Genomic DNA, 23,907 nt, shown 5'->3' with positions numbered 1-23,907 from the left:
AACCTGCTAAAGTTAACTTTGTGAAAGCACCCTTAGCTCAGTTGGATTAGAGCATTTGACTACGGATCAAAAGGTCGGGCGTTCAAGTCGCTCAGGGTGCGCCACATTTTATAGGAAACAGAAGTCACACTTGAAATTAATATATGTAATACCTATCTTTAAAGGTTAAGCACTAAACTATTATATATGAGCAAAAAAGACTACTATGATCTGCTGGAAGTAGGCAGAAATGCCAGTATTGATGAGATAAAAAAAGCGTATAAAAAATTAGCATTAAGATATCATCCTGATAGAAATCCTGGCAATCAAGAAGCAGAGGAAAAATTTAAAGAAGTAACAGCTGCATATGAAGTTCTGTCTGACTCTGAGAAAAGGGCAGGCTATGACCGTTATGGCCACGAAGGTGCTTCTGGTGGATTTCAAGGCTTTAGCTCTGCAGGAGATTTTAGCGACATATTCAATGACTTCTTTGGTGGAGGATTCGGTGGTGGTGCAAGTAGATCGAGAGCAAAAAGAAGTACAACAGGAGTATCTGGAGCAGACCTACGTTATGATCTTGAAATTACCTTAGAAGATGCATTTAAAGGAATACAAGCGCCTATACATTATGTGACAAATGTAAAATGTGATACATGCCAAGGCACAGGTGGCGAAGGAGCAATTAAACCAGTTCAGTGCCACACATGCCAGGGAAGCGGTAGGATTAGAACTCAACAAGGCTTTTTTACCATCGAAAGAACATGTACTACATGCTATGGGGAAGGAGAAATAATACAAAACAAATGTAAGAAATGTGGTGGAAGTGGACGTAGAAGAGATGAAGTAAATATATCCGTTTCAATTCCAAAAGGCATAGAAGAAGGAGCTAAGGTAAGGATAAGTGGTAAAGGAGAAGCTGGAACAAAAGGTGGAAAAAGTGGAGATTTATACGTATACGTGAAAATAATTTTCCATAAAATCTTTGCTAGAAATAAAGCAGATTTACACTGTAAAGTGCCTATAAGAATGACACTAGCAGTGCTTGGTGGTGAAATCGATATTCAATCAATTGATGGAGCTAAAATAAAAGTAAAGGTCCCTGAAGGCACTCAAACTGGTACCAAACTACGTTGTAGGGAAAAGGGTATGCCATATATGAACTCACATGCTCGTGGTGATTTATACGTACAGGTAATAGTTGAGACTTTAAATCCAAAAAATTTAACTAAAAAGCAAATTGAACTATTAAAAGCGCTTGAAGAAGAGGAAAATGCAAGTGTACAACAGCAATCTGAAGGGTTTTTTAGTAAAGTAAAAAAAAAATAAGAAATCTGCTAAATGACATTAAAGGGGTAACTGTTTACGGGTTTTCATTTAATCCTGCAATTCTTTGACCTTATTAATGGAAAACTTAACAATAGTGTTATTATTAGCCAACAGAAACTTCTTAGTTCCTTAAAACTATGTAAAAGCAATAAATTTCTTTATTTAAGGTCGAAGTTTTGCTATTCTCAGGTTTTAATAATTTAAATTTAATGAATATAAACAAAAATGAGTTTTTATTTCTTCCGCTTGGGGGAGTAGGAAGAATCGGGATGAATGTTAGCCTATATCATTACCAAGGTAAGTGGATTATGATCGACCTTGGTGTTGGTTTTGCAGATGAAACTATGCCAGGTGTTGAGCTGCTCATTGCTGATATAGATTTTATTGCTCAAAGAAAAAAAGATTTACTTGGAATAATAATTACACATGCACATGAGGACCACTGCGGTGCAGTGCCCCACTTGTGGGAAGAGTTGCAGTGCTCCATATATACAACAAAGTTTACGGTTAATTTTCTTAAAGAGAAACTAAAAGAATTTCGATTGGAAGGTATAGTGCCTGTGAAAGAGGTAGACATAAATGGCAGCATAAATTTGGGTCCTTTTACCGTCGAGTTTATAAATGTAACTCATTCAATTCCTGAGGCAAATTCAATATTAATTAGCACTGAAATGGGTAGTGCACTCCATACCGGAGACTGGAAATTTGATCCAAAACCTGTTGTTGGATTAACTTCTAATATGGAGCGTCTAAAAGAAATTGGCGATAAAGGTGACCTGCTTGCAGCAATTTGCGATTCAACCAATATATTAAGCAAGCATCACCCTGAGTCAGAAGGTGAAATTTATAATAATATTTATAACATAATAAAGCGGTCTAAAAAATTAGTTGCTGTTTCGCTATTCGCTTCAAATGTGGCACGAATTGAAACGATAAGCCAAGCTGCAAAAGCACTAAATAGAAAAGTAGTTTTACTTGGTAGATCTTTATGGAGAATAGTGAAAGTTGCGCAAGATAGTGGTTATTTAACTGATTCTCCTCAGTTTCTTGAAGCAAAGGAAGCAGTAAATTTTCCAAGGGAAGAACTGGTGCTACTTTGCACAGGTTGTCAAGGTGAGCCACTGGCAGCTACCGCAAGACTTGCTGCTAAGAATCATCAAGCATTTAAAATGCAGCAAGGTGATACCATGATCTTTTCGTCAAAAATCATTCCTGGAAATGAAACTCGTGCGCACAACATGCTCAATGCCTTTATTGAGATGGGGGTAGAAGTTATTACTGAAAAAACAGAGCATGTTCATGCTTCTGGGCATCCAACAAGAGAAGAGCTAAAGGAAATGTATTCTTTAATAAAACCGAAGATGTCTATTCCAGTTCACGGCGAATATATTCACACGCATGCACATGTAAAATTTGCTAAAGAGTGCGGTGTGGCAAAAGCAATAATGATTGCACCAGGTGATATTGTTAATTTGGAGAACGGAGGAAAGGTTGATTCAATTGATGTTGACTACTTTGGTATTGATGGTATGTTGCTACGTCATCCGGAGAGCAGTGTTATAAAAATGCGTAAAAGAATGAGAGATGCCGGAGTTATTGTGGTAACAGCAGTTGTAAACAAGAAAAATAAATTGCTTGCTAAACCAAAAGTATTTGTACCTGGTGTTTTTGAAGTGCTAGAAGATGCAGCTACCATACAGAAAATTGTCAAGAAAGTTGAGTCGTTGTTTAGTTTGCAGCCAACAAAAAAAATTAAAAATAAGATTGAAAGTTCAATATTGAGTATCTTAAAGGAATATTTACTAAAAAGGCCTATAATTGAGGTTCAGATAGAACAGGTATGAAATGAATGAAGCTATTCGTTCATCTGGTGTTATTTATTTCGTTATTTATTCCTTATTTTACAAAAGCTGCTTTATATGTTGATATAAAAAAAAGCAGTGTTGGTAACATTGGTCTTGTTGTATCTAAATGTACATGTAAAACAGCGTTGGAAAGCGAATTAAGCGAAAATATTGCAAAGGTAATAGGAACAAATTTATCTAATTGTGGCTTATTTAATGTAAAACGTAGCGCGGAAGCTGAATCTAAATCTTGGAAAAGCGATACTGTAGTCACAGTAAGTTTAAGCGAAATATCTGGTAGTGCATTAGAGCTATCATTTCGTTTATTTGACGCTTTTACAAAAAGAGAATTACTTACTCAGTCAGTTGTTTTTCCAGCAAAAGACTGGAGAAAAATTGGTCACCTCGTTTCGGATGTGATACATGATAGATTAATTGGTGAGAAAGGGCACTTCAACACAAAAATCACGTATATCGCTGAAGAAAAAGATAGCAACTACAAATCTGTGCGTAAAATTGCTGTGATGAATCAAGATGGAAGTAATATAAAATACTTAACAAATGGCGATAGATTTGTGTCAACACCGAGATTCTCACCAAATGGAAAGGGTATTGTTTACATCTCGTACGCAAATGGTAAAAGTTATATAATATTAAAAAATTTAAAAGATAACACTGAATCAATAATCAGCGCATTTGAAGGAGTTGTTTCTGCACCAAGATTTTCTCCCGATGGTAAATCTCTTTTAATTTCCCACTCATTGGGTGGTGAAACGAATATATTATCTTTGGATTTAAGTAGTAAACGAACAAAAAAAATTACTAAAGGTTCAGCTATAAGCACTTCTCCCTCTTTTTCTCCAGATCAAAAGTATATGGCTTTTAGTTCTGATATAAGTGGGAGTCAGCAACTGTACGTTATCGATTTTACTAACAAAAGTAAAAAACCTAAAAGAATTAGTTTTGGAAGTGGAAGATATGCTACGCCTGTTTGGTCGCCAAAAGGAGATCTGATAGCTTTTACAAAGATTCAGTCAGGAAAATTTTACATAGGAGTTATGAAGCCAGATGGCAAAGAAGAACGTCTGCTTTCAGAGGGGCATAAAATTGAATCCCCGGCATGGTTACCAAATGGTAGAGAAATCATTTTTACAAGAACAGAATCACCAAGCAACTCTAAACTATATTTAGTAGACTTAGTAAAGAAAAATCAAAAAATGGTTTCCACTCCCACAAATGCTTCTTTACCGGATTGGTCTTATTTTTGAAAGTAGATCTATTATAGATTTGATATGAGCCTTATTTTACTTTAATTGCTTATAACCTTTGGCACTACGAAATACCCATGCTCAGGTTTTGTATTGGACAATATCTCTTTTTTAATGTTTTGAGAATTTATAACATCATCGCGTACATGAATGTCCTTGTCTATGCTGCCATAACGCATAGGAGAAACACCTTCAGTATTAACTTGCAATAAAGTATCATGTATCCAATCCAGCATTGTCAGTTCTTTGGAGTAGTGATCAATCTCGTCATTTGATAACTTAATCCTTACAAGCTGTGCAATTTTAAGCATTTCTTCTTTGGTAATTGTTATTTTTCTCTTATTTGCAAATTCTATTAGTGAAGTAATAACGTCTTCTGTTGACTTAGCTGGCATCTTTACCTCCTTGGATAAAGTGAGTTAAAATATCTACGACCGAAACAACTTCTATTTTACCAGTTTTTTCAAATTTGTGCAGTATGGTATCCGTAATCACTAATTTATCTAAAGAAGAGGAAGAAATTTTCTCAACTGCACTTCCTGAAAGCACGCCATGTGTGATGCATGAAATTACGGACTTTGCTCCGTGGCCTTTTAAAGCAAGAGCTGCATTACACAATGTTCCACCAGAGTCAACTATATCATCAACAATGACACAATTTTTATTTGCAACTTCTCCTATTATGTTCATTACTTGAGATGTGCCTGCTTTCTCCCTATATTTATCTACTACAATAATCTTATCATTTAACCCTATCTTGTACTTTTCCTCTAAAGTCTTTGCAAAAGCACGTGCTCTGCCAATTGCTCCAACATCAGGTGCAACAATTGCCAAATTTTCTGTGTGTATAGAGTCAACAAATGCTTCAAAGCAGTTCAAATTAGTTATCGGTACATCAAAGAATCCTTCAATTTGACTTGAGTGCAAATCAATAACTGCAACGCTACTTGCACCTGCAGTTTGAATAAGATTTGCAACTAATTTGGCACTTAAAGCAGACTGCACATTATTGTTCTTGATAATTCTATCTTGCCTGCTATATCCATAATAAGGGATAATTACTACTATCCTTTTGGCTCCTAATCTATTTACTGCATCAATTATAAGCAGAAGCTCCATAAGATTATCATTCACAGGGGGAGAAAGAGATTGTATTATATATACTTCTTGATTATATAGATCATTTGCTACTTCTACATTTACCTCACCATCGGTAAACTTTGATATCCAAGCAGAGGATGGTTGAACATCTAGCCGGTTAACTACTGATTCCCCTAATTCCTTACTAGCATTACCTATTATTATCTTCATAACGCACTAATTGAGTTTTTAAGATTATACAGAAATTGTGAAATAATTGAAATGTAAGTGTCTTTATCTAGCATTCTTGTCGGTGAATTAGATACCTCTTGTACAATGACCTGTCATTTTCACGCGTTGTTTCAATATATAGACCCAAATTGAAACAACTATACAAAATCCTGCTTATGTTTCAAGATAAATGACTTTAATGAAATATAATTTATCTAGTCATTTGTATCTGCTAACATACTACACTTCCCATTGTAAAGCCTCTGCAACTTACTGAAATTTATAATCGCTTTATAAAAAGCTTTATACTCTTTGCTTAATTGGAGGCGCTACCTCTGCACTTTCTGCTCTGTCTAGGGTACTACTTGGTTTTTCTGCAGTAATTTTTTGAATGCTACCATCTACCTTATTCTTGATATCTGCTCCATATGATCTTAATACTTCAATAGCTTTCTCGTTTCCACTATTCAGCGCAATATCCAAAGCATCCATTCCATCATTATTTTTGTGGTTGATAAAATTCTCTAACTCAAAGATTTTTATATATTGCTCAATGATGAATTCTACCACTTTTCCAGGGCAATTATTAGCGGCAGGAAAGAGTACTGCATTGTTATTATTGTCTTTCTTTGTTACATCTGCTTTGAGCTTGTCTATCAAATACTTGATAATTTCTATTCTGCTATCATCTTCTGCTTCAGTGCACTGCCTAGCAGCTAAAAACAGAGCTGTTCGCCCATTATTGTCCACATCTTCAATATCTTGTCCCTTATCAATTAAGGCTTGTATTATATTTTTGTTCCCATATAAAGCAGCAAAGTGAAGAGGAGTATACCCTTCGGTACTTTCTCTTTCATTAATCAATGCACCATGGCTAGCTAGTAATTCTATAAATTCTGGCGTATTTGCAAAAACTGCAAAGTGCATTGGTGTTAGATCATCTTTACCATGATTTTGAGTTTTTGCATTAACGTTTGCTCCATTTTTTATCAGCAATTTTGCTATTTCTAATTGTTTGCGTCCGATGGCAATATGCAGTGGCGTACGATTGCGTTCATAATGATCATTGACGTTTGTGCCACATTTTATTAGTAGTTCTGCAGCTTCAATATTACCTTCCTGAATTGCAACGTATAAGGAAGCATATCCATCTTTTGTTTCCTCTGTCATACGAAATTGCAAACATGTTAGTTCATATATTATTAAGGATTATTATTAAGTTTTTATTAATACAATATTAATGTAGCGGGATGACGAGCTTATCGTCATCCCGCCGCGAACCGTCATACCACTGCGAACCGTCATACCGCCGCGGTATCTCTAGATCCCGCTAACAAGCAGCGGGATGACGGTTTTTCAAATTATCGTAAGTCAGTTTAGCTATAGCTACAAGTTTCATTCTTCCCTTACAAATAACTTTACTGCGTCCTTTTTTCGGATTCAGAATTAGCAAGAAACGTTCTTGTAAGGTGGTCTACTAAAATTTTGCTTTATAAAACAATGTCTGAACTATGCAATTAATACATTATCAACACAACTGATTCATAAAAGCAAATATTATAACCACGAAGAGAGAAAATGTTATGCTTAGTTTAATAAGAAAGACCTTGAGAAAAAAAATGACTCATCAGGTAAACGATTCGAAATTGAAAGAGAAAGATGAAAAAAGTATTTTAAAATTAGCATCAAAAATAGAAGGCAAAAAAAGTAGCATTGCTGAAGAACTAGAAAAAATATCTGAAAAGGAAAAACAAAGGATTCTTACTACGGAAGTAAGTAAACATCGGGGTAAAGAATCAACTATTATATCACTTGCTTATGCTATACTACGTAAAGATAGTATAGCTGTTGAGAAAATGTTAAGAGTAGCTAAAGAAAACGGTATTCTGAAAGACATTCTTGACGCAACAACAACTATAAAATATCCAGGTGGTCAGGAAGAAACTTGCACACCACTTACTTATGCCATATTATGTAAAAATAGCAAAACTATTGAAGAAACTTTAAAAGTCTCTAAAGAAAACGGTATTCTGAAAGATATTCTTAACGCAACAACAACTATAAAATATCCAGATGGTCGGAGAGCAACTGTTACACCACTTGCTTATGCTATACTATATGAAGATAGTATAGCTATTGAAGAAATTTTAAAAGTCTCTAAGGAGAACGGTATTCTGAAAGATATTCTTAACACAACAGCAACTATAAGATATCCAGATAACAAGGAAGTGACTTAGGCGCCACTTGCTTATGCTATGTTCTGGAAGGATAGCAAAGCTATTAAAGAAATTCTAGTAGCAGCTGAAGAGAACAGTATTCTGAAAGATATTCTTAACACAACAACAACCATGAAATATCTAGACCGGGAAGTGACTTACACACCACTTGCTTATGTTATACTACGTAGAGATAGTATAGCTGTTGAGAAAGTGTTAAGAGTAGCTAAAGAAAACGGTATTCTGAGAGATATTCTTGACACAACAATAACTATAAAACATTTAGATAGCCGGGAAGTGACTTACACACCACTTGCTCATGCTATGTTCTGGGAGGATGGCAAAATTATTAAAGAAATTCTAGTAGCAGCTGAAGAGAACAGTATTCTGAAAGATATTCTTGACGCAACAACAACTATAAAATATCTAGATGGTCAAGAAGAAATTTACACACCGCTTACTTACGCCATATCATGTAAAAATAGCAAAACTATTGAAGAAATTTTAAAAGTCTCTAAAGAAAACGATATTCTGAAAGACATTCTTGACGCAACAACAACTATAAAATATCTAGATGGTCAGAAAGAAATTTACACACCGCTTACTTACGCTATATCATGTAAAAATAGCAAAACTATTGAAGAAATTTTAAAAATCTCTAAAGAAAACGGTATTCTGAAAGATATTCTTGATGCAACAACAACTATAAAATGTCCAGATGGTCATGAAGAAACTTGCGCACCGCTTACTTATGCTATACTACGTAAAGATAGTATAGCTGTTGAGAAAATGTTAAGAGTAGCTAAAGAAAACGATATTCTGAAAGACATTCTTGACGCAACAACAACTATAAAACATTCAGATAGCCGGGAAGTAACTTACACACTACTTGCTTATGCTATACTGCGTGAAAATAGTATAGCTATTGAAGAAATTTTAAAAATCTCTAAGGAGAACAGTATTCTGAAAGATATTCTTAACGCAACAATAACTATAAAATGTCTAGATGGTCGGAGAGTAACTGTTACACCACTTGCTTATGCTATACTACGTAAAGATAGTATGGCTGTTGAGAAAATGTTAAGAGTAGCTAAAGAAAACGGTATTCTGAAAGACATTCTTGACGCAACAACAACTATAAAATATCCAGATGGTCAGGAAGAAACTTGCACACCACTTGCTTATGCTATACTACGTAAAGATAGTATAGCTGTTGAGAAAATGTTAAGAGTAGCTAAAGAAAACGGTATTCTGAAAGACATTCTTAACACAACAATAACCATAAAAATAATCAAAAAGTAACTGATAAGTTACTTGCCGCATTACATGATCGCAAAGTTATTCAAAAAATTTTAGACATAGCTAGAGAAAATGATATTCTGAAAGATATTCTTAATGCAACAATAACTATAAAATATCCAGATAGTGAAGAAAAAATCTACACACCACTTACTTATACAATATCATGTAAAAGCAACGAAGCTTTTAATACAACAAGAGCTATAAATCAAGATGGTCAGGAAAAAACTCACATCCCATTTCCTACCCTTGATAAAAGAGAAACTGAATTAAAATTAAAAGAAAAAAGACAAAGTAGAAGAGATGAGGGATTAAATTTTAACAATGGTAGTAGTGACAAAAATGTTGAAATAAAAGTTAATGGGGATATCTTGTTGCAGCATAGTAGTGGAATTGAAAATGAAATAAATCATACTGCTGTACGTAATGATGTAAGGGGGGTAAAGCCTCTAATAGAAAGTAGAGTAAATGTTAAAGTACAGAATATAAATGCAGTGATTGCAACTTCTGTGACATTTAAAATGATTGCAACTTCTGTGACACTTGAGTTGGTAGCTAGTAAAATAACATGTGTACTGTCAAAACCCACCACTAAATTGGAAGAAGTAGCTATAACATATTTTCAAGGTTTAGCACTATATTTGTGAAACTTAATTTATATGTGCTAAACAAGATGCTGATTAGTTTTATAGCTAACCCAAGAAAGGTTTCCCTACGTCATACCGCCGCGGTATCTCTAGATCCCGCTGCGGGATGACGATTGTCGTTTAGCCATAAATATTTAAGAAATTTACCAAATGAAAAAAAAGGCAAAAGAAGCCCTGGGGTTATTATCTGCTTTAAAATATTGGCGTTTTTTATGTTTTAAACGCTTGACAAGCAAGATTTAGCTGCTTTTAATTGCAACTCACCTATGCTGCAAATGTTTAAGAAATTTACCAAGCAGAAAAAAAGACAAAGAATCCCCGAGTTAGCTAGTCTTTTACTATCTCTGTCGAGTATTGGCATTTTTTGATGTCTTGTAACGCTTTATAAGCGCGTTCAGCTTATTTAGATAAAAATCTAGATGTAGATGAAGTTTTGTAAAGACATACAGTATCTATATACTGCAAAAAATTGAACATAAGACGCCGATACATTAAGTAATCCTTACCTTTTAATCTGCAGATTGGCGAAAGCAAATACAATAGCTTCAGTTTCATGATAAGGGGGCTGGCGGAGTTTGTCAAGGAAGTTTTTCGTTTCTGTGAACCACCTGCTAACCGACAGCTAACATTAACTACCGATATCGTATCTGAAGAAGCCCCCTGGCCATTCTAAAAAATTTAATGCTGAGTACACCTTACTTTTGGCTTCCTCTATAGTGCTCCCTTCTGCTACTATATTTAGCACTCTTCCGCCATCGGAAACTAAGTTACCACTTTCATCGAATTTAGTACCAGCATGAAACACCAACACACCAGGAATGCTTTCAATCTTATCTAATCCTTTAATTACTTCTCCCTTTTGATAATCACCCGGATAGCCTTTACTTGCAACAACTACACAAACTGTAGATTTGTTGTTAAGTTCCACCATTTTGACATTTAACTTTCCTTCTGCAACTGACAACATCAATTTTAACAAATCGCAATTTGAATCAAATCTAGGTAATATAGATTGCGTTTCTGGATCACCGAATCTAACGTTATACTCGAGAAGTTTTGGGCTATCTTTGCAAATCATTAAACCAGCAAAGAGTACTCCTTTATAAGACGTACCCATGTTAACCAATGCTTGAGCTGTAGGGTATATTATTTTTTGGATAATTTTTTGCTCCATGTCCTTACTTATAATTGAAGGTGATGAGTACGACCCCATACCTCCAGTATTTTGGCTTTCATTACTTTCATCAACTCTCTTATAATCTTTTGCACACCCAAGAGTTACTACTTTCAACCCATCAATAAGAGCAAAAAAACTTACTTCTTCTCCAACTAAAAACTCTTCTATGATTATTTCTTCACCTGATTCACCAAATTTTTTCTCCACTAGCATTGAATTTATTGCTGAAAAAGCTTCGCTTTCTGTATTACATATAACCACCCCTTTTCCTGCTGCAATTCCATTTGCTTTCACTACAAGTGGAAACTTTATTTTATTGCTACGTACAAAATCTTTAGCTAACCCTTCATCAACAAAACACTCGTACTTGGCAGTTGGTATACCATATCGCTTACATAGTCCCTTGGTGAAAGACTTCGATCCCTCAAGTTTTGCAGTTGCTTGACTTGGAGCAAAAACATTTATTCCCTCTGCAACTAAATCATCAGCAAGCCCATCAATTATTGGTTGTTCTGGAGCAATAACAACCAACTCTATATTTTCTCTCTTGCAAAATTGTGTAACATCCACTGAATTTTGAATATTTACATCCACAAGAGCCCCAAGATCTTTCATAGCTTGGCGACCAGGAGTTACATATAACTCAGTCAAGATAGGAGATTTTTTTAGAGCCCAAAGTAGAGCGTGCTCACGCCCACCAGAACCTATAACCAGAACCTTCATCTTTATTTCCTCGCTTTTCTATATGTCAAAATTATTATTTGCTTATAACAGTATCATTACTCATGTATTTTTGCAACACGTTTGGTATTGCAATCGACCCGTCAGAATTTTGATAATTCTCCATTATGGCAATAATCGTTCTTCCTATAGCTAAAGCTGAGCCGTTTAAAGTGTGAATATATTTTTTCATCTTTTTATCAGTTTCTGAAGAGTATTTAGTGTTCATCCTTCTTGCTTGAAATGCACCACAATTTGAGCAGCTTGATATTTCTCTATATTTATTTTGCCCAGGTAACCATACCTCTATGTCATAAGTCCTTTGTGCAGCAAAACCCATATCGCCACTGCAAAGCAGCATTACTCTGTATGGCAATTCTAATTTTTTTAATATCTCTTCAGCAACACTCGTCATACGCTCAAGCTCATCATTTGATTGGTCTTCAGTTGTGATGCTTACCAACTCCACTTTACCAAATTGGTGTTGCCTTATCATGCCCCTGGTATCGCGACCTGCACTACCTGCTTCTTTACGAAAGCACTCCGAATATGCAGTAAAGCGAATAGGCAGTTCTTTTTCTTCCATTATTTTGTCAGCAACTAAATTTGTTAAAAACACTTCACTTGTGGGAATCAACCTCAATTCGTCGGTAGTTAAATACGAATCGTCAGAAAATTTCGGTAGCTGACCAACATTATACATAGCTTCGTTTTTCACCAAAGCCGGGTGGTACACCTCAGTATAGCCAAATTCATTAACATGCATTTCAAGCATACAATTTATTAGCGCTCGTCCAAGCTTAGCTAACTGTCCTTTTAATATCGTAAATCTTGATCCGGAAATTCTCGCCGCTTGTTCGAAGTCCATTAAACCTAATTTTTCTCCGAGTTCATAATGAGATTCTGGTACAAAATCAAACTGTCTTTTTCCTCCATATCTTCTCACCTCTAAATTAGAGTTCTCATCTGCGCCTATTGGCACATCTTGCGCAGGAATATTCGGCAAGTTAGATAAAACATTCACTAACTTATCCTTTTCTGCTTGTTCTTTTAAGCTGATTGCCTCTATCTCATTTGTGATGCTTTTTGACAACTCTATTTGCTCTTCACAGGGGCTCTTGCTCATTTTAAGCTTTTTTATTTCCTCTGTGATTTCATTGCGCTGCCTATTCAAATCCTGCAGTTTAGTGGTTAATGATCTTTTCTCGTGATCGATTTCTAATATCTCTTCCGCAGTAGATTCTCTAATTCCCCTGCTTTTCATTGCCTTTTCAAATCCTTCAGGGTTTTTGCGTATATATTCTATATCGTGCATATATTGTGCTATTACTAACATTGTTACTGTACTCCAAAAGCTCTTAATATTCAATATATTCTCATACTACTAAAATTATTATAGTTGATTTTTTTGTTAGAATTTGTTTAAATTTAATTAACTTAGCGTTCATAGGGTGTAGTATGTTGGGCATTACAAAAAATAATCAGAAAGAGAGCACTTACTTTGCTGGTGAGGAATTCGTTATCTACGCTACTTGTGTATGCCTAGCAGCCACATTCGCTGCTGGCTGTTTAGGGGCGGTAATAGGACCCCTCTATTGACCTTTCCACTTGCTATGCTCATCTCTAACCCCGTAGTTTGGGTTTTAATGGGAACAATTCTTACAGTAGCATACAAAATGGTTGTTGAACCTTTATTTTACTTAGCGAAGGGTTATATTAATGGAAAAAGAGCAAGTCAAGGTGAGCAAAAAACTCCAGATGAGGATAGTGGTATTTTTCCTGGACCAGATAATGAAGATGGGTCAACTGTTTCAGAGAACAGTAGTCGCAGAAGTTCTATTGCTTCAAAAGATAGTGGTTTGGGTGGTAAAGAGTTTCATGAAAATTTGGACACTCTTGTGCATCAGACAAACAGAGGAAATTATGCTTACTGGTTATGTGATGATGACATTACACATATTGCAAGAGTTGTGTATGGGTACTCACAAAGTGAACATAGTAATAATAATGTCTATTTTCTTGCTCCTAGCTATTCTAATGGTTGGGACGAACTCACAAAGAATTTCTTCAGAATTATAGAGGTGAATTAAAACAAAATTCTAAATTGATATTTACTTCGGTTCTTCATATTAACAACAATCATTGGGTAACTTTGGTTATTAAACCTGATGCAGGTGATAAAAAATTTAGAGCTTATTACTGTGACTCATTTGGTAATCAATTGCCAGATAATGTGCTAAATATTGTTAAAAGAGAACTGCAAAAAGAGGAATGGGTATTAGACATAAGAATTTCCCCAACTAAGCAGCAAAGTGACGGGTATAACTGTGGAATATTTGCGTTAGAAAATGCTCATAAAATTAAACAAATGCTTAACGAAGACAAATCATTTGACGAAATTGACAAAAAGTTATCAGAATATAAATTTGATTTGAACGAGAAAAGAGAAGAATTTACAAGAGCGCTTATGGAAGATGAGAAATGTAAGGAAGATCTAAGAAATCGTAAGCGTCCGCCAAGGACGAAAACATCTCAGTCTTCTATTTCAAGGGAGAATGCAAGTTTGTGTTGCATTATGTAATCAATGAAAAATTACCATTGACCTTATGCCCCTCCAAATAGGAAATTTGACAATTGATTCTCCAGTTATTTTAGCTCCAATGTCTGGAGTGACTGATTATCCGTTTAGAAGTATTGTGAAGAAACTTGGTGCAAGTTTGTTAGTTTCAGAGATGATCGCAAGCAGAGCTATGATTATGCAAACTCGCCAGAGTTTGCAAAAAGCAAAAGTCGATGCATTAACTGCTGTGCAGCTTGCTGGGTGTGAGCCAGATGTTATGGCGGAGGCTGCAAAATTAAACGAGGACATGGGAGCAAAAATTATAGACATAAACTTTGGTTGCCCTGTTAAAAAAGTTGTAAACGGTTATGCAGGATCAGCGCTAATGCGTGATGAGAAAAAAGCCGCTGAGATAATTGAAGCTGTGGTCAAAGCAGTGAATATGCCAGTTACGGTAAAAATGCGCACTGGATGGAACGATGAAAATCGCAATGCCCCGAGACTTGCGAAAATTGCCGAAGACTTAGGAGCAAAAATGATCACTGTGCATGGAAGAACAAGAGCGCAGCTTTATAATGGTCAAGCAGATTGGAAATTCGTTAGAAATGTTAAAGAGCAAGTGAAAATTCCAGTTATAGTAAATGGCGATATTAAAAATTTAAATGATATTCAGAATGCTCTCAAAGAATCTGGAGCAGACGGAGTGATGATAGGTCGTGGTGCCTACGGTAAACCTTGGCTGATTAATCAAGCAATGAACTTTCTCAGTGGAAGTGAAACTTCTGAGCCAACAGCTTCAGAGAGATTAAGCATCATACTCGAGCATTACGACAATATTCTTGAGTACTATGGAAATGACACAGGAATAAAGATGGCCCGCAAACACATAGGTTGGTACAGTAGCGGGCTTCAAGGCTCATCTGAATTTCGTGTGAGAGTAAATAACATGACAGATAGCACAGAAGTGAAAGAAAATATTATTGGCTTTTTTGGTCAAGAGACACACTAGCTGTACTCAATTCGACTGATCGTATGCCACTACGCTCTCTTCCTCATCAGAGTGTAAATGACAACCATTATCCATCAACCATTCCTCGTCATAAGTTTCAATATCAAAATATTTTTCATATTTATCCACATTATCACAAAGTGAAAGTGCTCTGATCTTATTCATAATCAAACCTGTACCAGCAGGAATTAATCTTCCTACTATAACATTTTCTTTTAATCCACTTAAAGGATCACTCTTCCCGCAGAATGCTGCTTCTGTAAGTACTTTTGTTGTCTCTTGGAAAGAGGCAGCAGAAATAAAGGAGCTAGTTTCAAGACTTGCCCTAGTAATCCCCTGCAGAATAGGAAGATAATGAGTAGGCCGTTTGCCAGAGTTACTCATAGCATCATTTTCCCTATCAACTTCCAGCTTGTCAATGCTTTCGCCAACCAAGTACATAGTATCACCAGGATCAGTAATTTCCACTTTTTGTAGCATTTGTTTTAAGATCACCTCTAAATGCTTATTGTCTATACGAACACCCTGCAATCTATAAACTTGCTGTATTTCAGAAATCATATAGTGCGCTAAAGCTTCTAACCCAAGCACACGTAAAATATCATGGAGATCAGGGTCACCATCCATCAATAGATCACCTTTACGTACAAAATCACTTTCATTGACTATTACATGCTTACTTCTTGATACCAAATATTCAACTGGAGAAATTTGTTCATCTACAGGTTTAATTAATATACTGCGTTTTCCTCTACGGTCTTTTTCAGAAAACGCTACATAGCCATCTATCTCACTAACAATAGCATGCTCTTTAGGACGACGTGCTTCAAATAACTCTATAACCCTCGGTAAACCACCAGTAATATCACGAGTTTTAACTGACTCTCTTGGTGTTCTTGTAATAACATCACCTGCATGAACCTTCTGGCCATCTTGTACATTGAGCACTGCACCGATTGGTATAAAATAACATGCTTCAACGCCACTTGCGAGTGTCATTACTTTACCATTATCGTCAAGCAGCACAATACGAGGACGTAAATTAGCTCCACCAGAATGCAATTTCCAGTCTTTTACTACTTTGCTTGATATTCCTGTAGATTCATCCATCACTTCAGTGATCGAAATTCCATCTTTTAAGTCCTGATAAGACACTGTACCAGTCTTCTCCGTGATAATAGGCAATGTATAAGGATCCCATTCCGCAACTTTATCGCCAATTTTTACTGACCCACTCTCATCTACATAAAGCTTAGCGCCGTAAGGTACACTGTGCTTCAACTTCTCACTACCAAGGCTATCAATCAACACGACTTCACAGGAACGGCTTATCACAATTTTATTTCCGTTTCTATCTATAATTATATTACTATTGTTTAACTTTATTTTAGCATTAATAGAAGCTATAATATTCGAGGATTCAACGCCTCTAGTCATTACTCCACCTATATGAAAAGTACGCATCGTTAACTGAGTACCTGGCTCTCCAACAGATTGAGCAGCTATAACACCAACTGCTTCACCTATTGAAACAATTTTACCAGTTGCAAGGTCTCTTCCATAACATAAAGAACATACACCAGGACTTATTTCACAAGTTAAAGGCGATCTAATTTTTACAACATCAAGACCTGCAATGCTGATTTGCTTTACTTTATCCTCATCAATTAATTCCCCTGCTTTTACTAATAATTCTTTTGTCACTGGGTTATATATATCATTTGCAGCTGTTCTACCCAGCACAACACTCTCTAGAGATGCAACTATAGTACTTCCTTCAACTGTAGCTCTCACAACAAGACCATTTTTTGTTTTACAGTCATGCTTTGCAACTATGCAATTTTGAGATACATCAACTAAACGACGAGTTAAGTATCCAGAGTTTGCAGTTTTAAGTGCAGTGTCAGCTAAACCTTTACGCGCACCGTGAGTAGAATTAAAGTATTCAAATACGTTCAATCCTTCACGGAAATTAGAAATTATAGGTGTTTCTATAATCTCACCAGAAGGTTTGGTCATGAGCCCTCGCATTCCTGCTAGCTGTTTCATCTGTGAAGTAGAACCCCTTGCACCAGAGTTAACCATCATATACACTGAGTTGTACTTACTATTTCCATCATATATAGATATTGCTTTTAACATATCATTAGCTATCATATCCGTACACTTAGACCATTCATCTATAACCTTGTTATACCTCTCACTTCTAGTTATTAGCCCATCTTGATATTGCATAGAGAATTTCTTAATTTCACCCCTCGCGTGATCAACATGTGTAGCTTTAGTTTCAGGTATAACCATATCACAACGACCAAAAGAGACACCAGAAAATGTGGCATACTCAAAGCCAAGTACCATTAATTTATCAGAAAATGCCACTGTAGCACTTTGACCACAGTTACGATATACCAAATCAACTATACCAGTTATTTCCTTGACTGTTAATATCTGATTTATTAGATCGAAGCCTAGATTCTCATGCTTAGGAAAAATTTGCCATAATATTAAACGGCCAGGAGTTGTACAAACAGTTTTATAGTGAGTTTCACCGCTGCTATTAATATACTCCATCCTATACTTTATACTAGAATGAATATGTAAAATACCATCACTCAAGGAATGCTCAACTTCACAAAAAGCACCAAAAGATGGTAAATTATCTTCCTTAGGTTCTTGTAAAGTCAGATAATATATACCAAGTACTATATCTTTACTAGGAACTATAATCGGTCTGCCATTAGAAGGACTTAAAACGTTATTAGTGGACATCATCAACACCCTAGCTTCAAGCTGAGCTTCCAATGAAATTGGCACATGCACTGCCATTTGATCACCATCAAAATCAGCATTAAACGCCGTACAGACAAGCGGATGAAGCTGTATTGCTTTGCCTTCAATAAGGATTGGCTCAAAAGCCTGAATACCAAGTCTATGTAGCGTAGGCGCTCTATTCAACAAAACAGGATGCTCTTTTATTACCTCTTCAAGCATATCCCAAACTTCTGGTTTTTCTGCTCTTATCAACTTACTAGCAAACTTAATAGTTGGAGCCATACCATACATCTTAAGCTTTGAGTAAACAAAAGGTTTGAATAGTTCAAGAGCCATTCTTTTTGGTAATCCACACTGATTTAGTTTCAAAGTTGGACCAACAACTATTACAGAACGTCCAGAGTAGTCTACCCTTTTTCCTAAGAGGTTCTGGCGAAAACGACCCTGTTTTCCTTTTAACATATCACTAATGGACTTTTTATATCCAACAGCACCAGCTTTATTTACCAAAGTATTACGACGACTATTATCAAAAAGAGAATCAACTGCTTCTTGTAACATCCTTTTTTCATTACGAATCATAATCTCAGGAGGATTTAAGCTCAACAATTTTCTCAACCTGTTATTTCTATTAATAATAGTCCTATAATGATGATTCAGATCAGAAACTGCAGGACGACCACTCTCAAGCGATACCAAAGGACGCAAATCAGGTGGTAAAATAGGTATAGTTGTAAGTATCATCCACTCAGGCCTATTTCCAGATTTAATGAAGTTTTCAACAATACGCAATCTCTTTATAATTTTCTTTCTTCTTATCTCAGAAGCAACAGATTCCAATTCTAGTCTTAAATCCTTCCTAATTTCATGTAAATCAAGGCGCGTTAGCAACTCTCTTATAGCTTCAACACCTTGCATAGCTACAAAACTATCGATCCCATAGCTATCTTTAGCTTCATTATAAGCTTTTTCACTAATAATCTCACCTTTTTCAAAAGGCGAAACAAGAGGATCTATTACGATATAATTATCGCTATATAAAATATTCTCAATATCTCTGAGAGACATATCCAATAATGCTCCAATTCTTGAAGGAAGCGATTTCAAAAACCATATATGAGCAACAGGAGATGCAAGCTCTATATGACCCATCCTTTCTCTTCTTACTTTAGAAGATGTAACTTCTACTCCGCATTTTTCGCATATGCGACCTCTGTGTCTTCTTTTTTTGTATTTTCCACATAAACATTCATCGTCATTGACAGGGCCAAAAACCTTAGGGCAAAATAATCCACCTTTCTCAACTTTGAACGTACGATAATTTGCAGTTAAAACATCTTCTATCTCACCACAAGATATACGCTTAATACTTTCAGGACTAGCAATCGATATGCTAACCTCATTAAAAGGTTGTGCAATGTTAGTGTGAGATATATCTTCAATCACTACATCATTTTGCTTTAAATCTACATTTAAACATAAAGAACGTAGTTCTTTTATCATCACATTAAAGGATTCAGGAATTCCACATTCAAAATTACTGTCACCTTTTATTATCGATTCATAAATCTTAACTCTACCATTAATATCATCAGACTTCACAGTTAACATTTCCTGCAAAGTATAAGCAGCACCATAGGCTTGTAATGCCCAACATTCCATTTCACCAAAACGCTGACCACCAAAATGAGATTTTCCTCCAAGAGGTTGTTGAGTAACCAAACTATAAGGCCCTACTGAACGCGCATGAATTTTACCATCAACCAAGTGGTGCAACTTAAGCATGTACATGTAACCAACTGTAACCTTGCGGTCGAATTTTTCACCACTGCAACCGTCATATAATACAGCTTGTCCAGAGTTATCTAAACCAGCAAGTTCAAATAATTTTGCTATTTGTTCATCTTTTGGACCCTCAAATACAGGTGCAGCAACAGGAACGCCATCACGTAATTTGCGTGCAAATTCAATGAGATTATTATCACTAATATTACGAATATCATTACAGATAGATACGTTACTGCCATAGCTATAAACCTCAATCAGGAAGTTACGTAAATTGCTGTATGAACTTTTACAAGAGTTCAAATAGTTCTCTACTAACTCATTCAACTCGTCATTTAGTGCATTCTTATTAGGTGTATTTAAAACAGAAGCCGTTATTTCATCATCATCAATATTTTCAATTTTTTTATTATCAAGGTATGCTACTGCAAATTGTGTAAAATTATCATCGTTAAGGGACCTAATTCCCTTGCAAAAAGCACTTTTGATCTTATTGATCTCATCGAGAATATTACTTACCTTTTCCCCTAATTTTCTACAAGCCCAACCTACATGCGTTTCCAGTATTTGCCCTACATTCATTCGTGAAGGAACACCAAGAGGGTTAAGAATAATATCAACAGGAGTACCATCTTCCAAATAAGGCATATCTTCCACTGGCACAACTCGAGAAATCACACCTTTATTTCCATGTCTACCAGCCATTTTATCCCCTGGTTGCAGACTATGTTTCACAGCAATGAAAACTTTTACTGACATCGACACACCTTGAGGCAGGTCATAACCTTCATGTAATTTTTCTACTTTTCGCTTAAACTGTGCTATTGCATGTGATACTTTTTCATCAAAATCTTTTTTTAAGCTCTTAACTTGCTCAGAAATGGATTGGTTTTTTAATCCTATACCCCACCATTGCTCACGTTCAATAGAGTCAAATTTTTCTCGATCTTGAGAACCAGAATTAATAAGAAGTTTCTTCAGTTCATCATAGAAATATTCACTAGTAACATTGATTATATAATCTCGCTCTTCCTCAAAGTCATTTATCTCTTTTTGTTTGATGAGTAATGCCCTTTCATTTTCTTCAACCCCCCTGCGTGTAAAGACTTGTACATCAATTACTGTCCCTTCAACATCTGGAGATGTATATAAAGAGGAATCCGCACAATCGAATGACTTTTCACCAAAAATTGTCATTAATAACTTCGTTTCAGGAGGCAATGAAAGAGAAGGTTTAGGTGTAACTTTACCTACCAGAATATAGCCTGGACCAACTCTTGTACCAATTTTCACTATACCACTATCATCCAAGTGATATAGATTTTCTTCATTAACACCAGGTATAGCACGAGTTATTTTTTCTGATCCTAAAGGGGTATCATGTACAACACAGTCAAATTCTTCTATATGAATAGAAGTAAAGAGATCTTTTTTAACAACTTCACTAGAAATAATAATAGAGTCTTCAAAATTATAACCTTGCCAAGACATAAAAGCGACTAGCAAATTTTTACCAAGCGCCAACTCACCACTGTTAATTGCAGGACCATCAGCTATTACATCACCCTTTTTAACATAATCACCTACGCACACTAGCGGTCTTTGATTAATACAAGTATTATGGTTAGAACGCTGAAATTTCCTTAGATGATAAATATCTACGTCCAAGTAGTTAACCCTTTCTTTATCAAAAGCACGTATAACTATAGAGTTACTATCAGAACTATCAACTATGCCATCGCGTTTTGCTAAAACTACAGCACCAGAGCCAGAAGCTACAAAAGACTCCATACCAGTAGCAACCAGAGGAGCGGTAGGCTTCAATAAAGGTACGGCCTGACGTTGCATATTTGAGCCCATTAATGCTCTATTAGCATCATCATTTTCTAAAAATGGAATCAAGGAAGCTGCAACTGATATTACCTGCTTAGGAGATACGTCAATGTAACTAACTTGGTCGCTACTTACCATGACGAAGCTACCAGCATATCTACAGTATAGCATGTCATCAACAAAGCAATTATTTTCATCAAGCTTTACGCTAGTGTCAGCTATATGATGTGAGCCTTCGTCTATAGCAGAAAGATACTCAATTTGATCAGTAACAACCCTATTGACTACTTTTCTATAAGGGCTTTCAATGAAACCATATTTATTAATACGCGCGTATATAGCTAAGCTGTTGATTAACCCTATATTTTGCCCTTCAGGAGTCTCAATAGGGCAAATTCTTCCATAATGAGTTGGATGAACATCACGCACCTCAAATCCTGCCCGTTCTCTTGTTAAACCGCCAGGACCTAACGCGGATAACCTTCTTTTATGTGTTATTTCAGATAACGGATTAGTCTGATCCATAAATTGAGATAATTGAGAAGAATTGAAGAAATCTCTTAAGACATTAGTTAACACTTTTGGATTAATAAAATCAGATGGAGAAACTTTATCTAAACTAGAAGTGGACATAGAATCAACTATTGCGCGTTCCAATTTCAACAACCCAGTTCTAAATTGATTTTCTATAAACTCTCCAACTGATCTTACTCTTCTGTTTCCTAAATGATCAATATCATCTACAGATCCTTGACCGTCACGTAACAATACTATTTTTTTCACAATTTCAATAATATCTTCATGCGTTAAAACAGTTAAATCCTCATCATAATTTAATCCAAGGTAAGAGTTAAGCTTCAACCTACCAATGTTAGACAAATCATAATATTCCGGACTGAAGAAAAGATTACGGAAAAACTCTTCTACTATCTCTAAAACAGGAACTTCACCAGGACGCAAAACTCTATATATTTCATATAGTGCATCCTGATAAGACATGTTTTCATCTAAGAAAAGCGTATTTAATATATAAGGTCCAACAAACAAATTATCTATGTTCAACACTGATATTTCATCTACAGATAATAACTCAAGCTTCTTTATGTCTTCCAGCTTTATAGATTCACCAGCAGATAAAATTTTCGTAGAGCTAGCACTATCCATTAAATCTTCTGCGAGGAATAAACCACATATAGAATTAAACGGAACCAGATACTCTTTCAATTCATTATCATATAGCTTTTTAGCTAGTCTTGAGGTAATACGAACGTTAGCTTTAAGCAGCACATTACCTTCAATATCCATTAAGTCGAAAGGCAGCCTCACTCCTTTAAATTTATCAGGAACAAAAGGCACTTTCCAACCATCTTTATGTTTTACATACTTTATTTTCTCATAAAATCTATCGAGTATATCATTATTTGATAGACCCAACGCCTTTAATAAAACTGAAATTGGCAATTTTCTTTTTCTATCAACACGAAAATACAAATGGTCTTTAACATCAAATTCAATATCAAGCCAAGAACCCCTATAAGGAATAATTCTAGCAGAATAGATCAATTTACCAGAATTGTAAGTTTTTCCCTTATCGCTATCAAAAAATACACCAGGAGACCTATGCATTTGTGAGACGATAACTTTTTCCACACCATTAATGATGAAAGTGCCCTTATCAGTCATCATAGGCAACCCACAAAAGTGGACTTTCTGCTCTTCTATAGATTTTACAACGGTTGCAAGTTTAGAATGATCTCCACTCTCTTTAATCGATTTATATTCATCAAGAGAAATACCATCCTGCATAACAACAAGACGTATAGAAGCAATAACCTGAGCAGAAAAAGTTACACCACGCTTTATACACTCAGATTCATCATACTTAGGATCATCTACCCTACAACTTATAAACTCAATAGTAGCCCTACGCAAAGGATCATTTATTGGAAAGATTGTATGAAAGATAACTTCAAGTCTTTCATTACCCTTATTCTTAGGAGTAAAAGAATCATATGATTCTTTTTGAACCTTAACCAAATCCAATAAAGAATCTTTTAAATCAATCGACCTAGAATAAGAAACTCTAGGAACAAAAGCACCAGAAGCGTACATATAAGAAGAATCAACCATTAAAATACCCCAAACTAATTAAAAGAGCTAT

The 23,907-nt window shown here is 35.5% G+C and carries 15 protein-coding genes, 1 tRNA gene and 1 pseudogene; 11 read left to right on the top strand and 6 right to left on the bottom strand.

The window, feature by feature from the left end:
* Window positions 1–26: 26 nt before the first annotated feature.
* The 4 genes from L0Z58_RS00195 (at window position 27) to L0Z58_RS00180 (ending at window position 4,417) form a co-directional block, all read left to right on the top strand.
* Window positions 27–104: transfer RNA gene (locus tag L0Z58_RS00195), tRNA-Arg, on the top strand.
* 82 nt (window positions 105–186) lie between these two features.
* Complete coding sequence (gene dnaJ / locus L0Z58_RS00190; RefSeq protein WP_010962326.1) at window positions 187–1,305, top strand: molecular chaperone DnaJ; 1,119 nt, start codon at window positions 187–189, stop codon at window positions 1,303–1,305.
* Window positions 1,306–1,514: 209 nt separating this feature from the next.
* Complete coding sequence (locus L0Z58_RS00185; RefSeq protein ID WP_010962325.1) at window positions 1,515–3,149, top strand: ribonuclease J; 1,635 nt, start codon at window positions 1,515–1,517, stop codon at window positions 3,147–3,149.
* Between the two features lie 5 nt (window positions 3,150–3,154).
* On the top strand, window positions 3,155–4,417 hold the full coding sequence (locus L0Z58_RS00180; RefSeq protein ID WP_010962324.1) for a Tol-Pal system protein TolB: 1,263 nt from the start codon (window positions 3,155–3,157) through the stop codon (window positions 4,415–4,417).
* Between the two features lie 41 nt (window positions 4,418–4,458).
* Here L0Z58_RS00180 and gatC read toward each other — a convergent pair whose 3' ends face one another.
* The 3 genes from gatC to L0Z58_RS00165 all read right to left on the bottom strand — a co-directional run bounded on the left by gatC (window position 4,459) and on the right by L0Z58_RS00165 (window position 6,898).
* Window positions 4,459–4,812 (bottom strand): Asp-tRNA(Asn)/Glu-tRNA(Gln) amidotransferase subunit GatC, encoded by a 354-nt coding sequence (gatC, locus tag L0Z58_RS00175; protein WP_010962323.1) that lies wholly within the window; start codon window positions 4,810–4,812, stop codon window positions 4,459–4,461.
* Entirely contained in the window at window positions 4,802–5,728 is a 927-nt protein-coding gene (locus L0Z58_RS00170; protein ID WP_010962322.1) for a ribose-phosphate diphosphokinase, read from the bottom strand. The genes gatC and L0Z58_RS00170 overlap by 11 nt, the downstream gene beginning before the upstream one ends.
* Before the next feature lie 303 nt (window positions 5,729–6,031).
* Window positions 6,032–6,898 carry an ankyrin repeat domain-containing protein gene (locus L0Z58_RS00165; RefSeq protein ID WP_006280296.1) on the bottom strand — a complete coding sequence of 289 codons (867 nt, stop codon included), beginning with the start codon at window positions 6,896–6,898 and terminating at the stop codon, window positions 6,032–6,034.
* A gap of 413 nt (window positions 6,899–7,311) precedes the next feature.
* Here L0Z58_RS00165 and L0Z58_RS00160 point away from each other — a divergent pair, with 413 nt between their 5' ends.
* From L0Z58_RS00160 to L0Z58_RS00150, 4 genes and pseudogenes are all read left to right on the top strand, one after another.
* The gene (locus L0Z58_RS00160; RefSeq protein ID WP_010962321.1) at window positions 7,312–7,965 is read left to right on the top strand and encodes a WD_0033/WD_0034 family tandem repeat-containing protein; all 654 of its coding nucleotides are present in this window, start codon (window positions 7,312–7,314) and stop codon (window positions 7,963–7,965) included.
* Window positions 7,966–7,983: 18 nt separating this feature from the next.
* On the top strand, window positions 7,984–9,246 hold the full coding sequence (locus L0Z58_RS00155) for a WD_0033/WD_0034 family tandem repeat-containing protein (RefSeq protein ID WP_010962320.1): 1,263 nt from the start codon (window positions 7,984–7,986) through the stop codon (window positions 9,244–9,246).
* 38 nt (window positions 9,247–9,284) lie between these two features.
* Window positions 9,285–9,380, top strand: a pseudogene (locus L0Z58_RS06945) (WD_0033/WD_0034 family tandem repeat-containing protein); the annotation flags it as partial.
* A 234-nt stretch (window positions 9,381–9,614) separates the two neighbouring features.
* Window positions 9,615–9,890 carry a hypothetical protein gene (locus tag L0Z58_RS00150; protein ID WP_010962319.1) on the top strand — a complete coding sequence of 92 codons (276 nt, stop codon included), beginning with the start codon at window positions 9,615–9,617 and terminating at the stop codon, window positions 9,888–9,890.
* 628 nt (window positions 9,891–10,518) lie between these two features.
* Here the strand turns inward: L0Z58_RS00150 and purD are convergent.
* Both purD and serS read right to left on the bottom strand, forming a co-directional pair.
* Window positions 10,519–11,790: a phosphoribosylamine--glycine ligase gene (purD, locus tag L0Z58_RS00145; protein ID WP_010962317.1), complete on the bottom strand. Its 1,272-nt coding sequence runs from the start codon at window positions 11,788–11,790 to the stop codon at window positions 10,519–10,521.
* A 34-nt stretch (window positions 11,791–11,824) separates the two neighbouring features.
* Window positions 11,825–13,102: a serine--tRNA ligase gene (gene serS / locus L0Z58_RS00140; protein WP_010962316.1), complete on the bottom strand. Its 1,278-nt coding sequence runs from the start codon at window positions 13,100–13,102 to the stop codon at window positions 11,825–11,827.
* A 331-nt stretch (window positions 13,103–13,433) separates the two neighbouring features.
* On the opposite strand from serS, the gene L0Z58_RS00135 reads away from it, so the two are divergent.
* Genes L0Z58_RS00135 through dusB form a run of 3 tightly spaced genes read left to right on the top strand, consistent with a single transcriptional unit; the run spans window position 13,434 to window position 15,356 of the window.
* Window positions 13,434–13,877 (top strand): hypothetical protein, encoded by a 444-nt coding sequence (locus L0Z58_RS00135; RefSeq protein WP_050707706.1) that lies wholly within the window; start codon window positions 13,434–13,436, stop codon window positions 13,875–13,877.
* Window positions 13,829–14,368, top strand: coding sequence for a Ulp1 family isopeptidase (locus L0Z58_RS00130; protein ID WP_081420797.1), 540 nt, complete (start codon window positions 13,829–13,831; stop codon window positions 14,366–14,368). Before L0Z58_RS00135 ends, L0Z58_RS00130 begins: the two co-directional genes overlap by 49 nt.
* Window positions 14,369–14,393: 25 nt before the next feature.
* Window positions 14,394–15,356, top strand: a complete 963-nt coding sequence (dusB, locus tag L0Z58_RS00125) for a tRNA dihydrouridine synthase DusB (protein ID WP_010962313.1) — start codon at window positions 14,394–14,396, stop codon at window positions 15,354–15,356.
* Between the two features lie 6 nt (window positions 15,357–15,362).
* Here the strand turns inward: dusB and L0Z58_RS00120 are convergent, their stop codons facing one another.
* On the bottom strand, window positions 15,363–23,876 hold the full coding sequence (locus L0Z58_RS00120) for a DNA-directed RNA polymerase subunit beta/beta' (protein ID WP_010962312.1): 8,514 nt from the start codon (window positions 23,874–23,876) through the stop codon (window positions 15,363–15,365).
* Between the last annotated feature and the right edge of the window lie 31 nt (window positions 23,877–23,907).

This window comes from Wolbachia endosymbiont of Aedes aegypti (assembly GCF_021496215.1).
Lineage (GTDB): Bacteria > Pseudomonadota > Alphaproteobacteria > Rickettsiales > Anaplasmataceae > Wolbachia > Wolbachia pipientis.
The sequence above is the reverse complement of the archived record's forward strand: the minus strand, read 5'-3'. Positions and strand labels throughout refer to the sequence as shown.

What these genes read in the sequence shown, in the direction of transcription:
- dnaJ (WP_010962326.1), top strand. Translation starts at nt 187, where the DNA reads ATGAGCAAAAAAGACTACTATGATCTGCTGGAAGTAGGCAGAAATGCC.
- L0Z58_RS00185 (WP_010962325.1), top strand. Translation starts at nt 1,515, where the DNA reads ATGAATATAAACAAAAATGAGTTTTTATTTCTTCCGCTTGGGGGAGTA.
- L0Z58_RS00180 (WP_010962324.1), top strand. Translation starts at nt 3,155, where the DNA reads ATGAAGCTATTCGTTCATCTGGTGTTATTTATTTCGTTATTTATTCCT.
- gatC (WP_010962323.1), bottom strand. Translation starts at nt 4,812, where the DNA reads ATGCCAGCTAAGTCAACAGAAGACGTTATTACTTCACTAATAGAATTT.
- L0Z58_RS00170 (WP_010962322.1), bottom strand. Translation starts at nt 5,728, where the DNA reads ATGAAGATAATAATAGGTAATGCTAGTAAGGAATTAGGGGAATCAGTA.
- L0Z58_RS00165 (WP_006280296.1), bottom strand. Translation starts at nt 6,898, where the DNA reads ATGACAGAGGAAACAAAAGATGGATATGCTTCCTTATACGTTGCAATT.
- L0Z58_RS00160 (WP_010962321.1), top strand. Translation starts at nt 7,312, where the DNA reads ATGCTTAGTTTAATAAGAAAGACCTTGAGAAAAAAAATGACTCATCAG.
- L0Z58_RS00155 (WP_010962320.1), top strand. Translation starts at nt 7,984, where the DNA reads ATGTTCTGGAAGGATAGCAAAGCTATTAAAGAAATTCTAGTAGCAGCT.
- purD (WP_010962317.1), bottom strand. Translation starts at nt 11,790, where the DNA reads ATGAAGGTTCTGGTTATAGGTTCTGGTGGGCGTGAGCACGCTCTACTT.
- serS (WP_010962316.1), bottom strand. Translation starts at nt 13,102, where the DNA reads ATGCACGATATAGAATATATACGCAAAAACCCTGAAGGATTTGAAAAG.
- L0Z58_RS00135 (WP_050707706.1), top strand. Translation starts at nt 13,434, where the DNA reads ATGGGAACAATTCTTACAGTAGCATACAAAATGGTTGTTGAACCTTTA.
- dusB (WP_010962313.1), top strand. Translation starts at nt 14,394, where the DNA reads ATGCCCCTCCAAATAGGAAATTTGACAATTGATTCTCCAGTTATTTTA.
- L0Z58_RS00120 (WP_010962312.1), bottom strand. Translation starts at nt 23,876, where the DNA reads ATGGTTGATTCTTCTTATATGTACGCTTCTGGTGCTTTTGTTCCTAGA.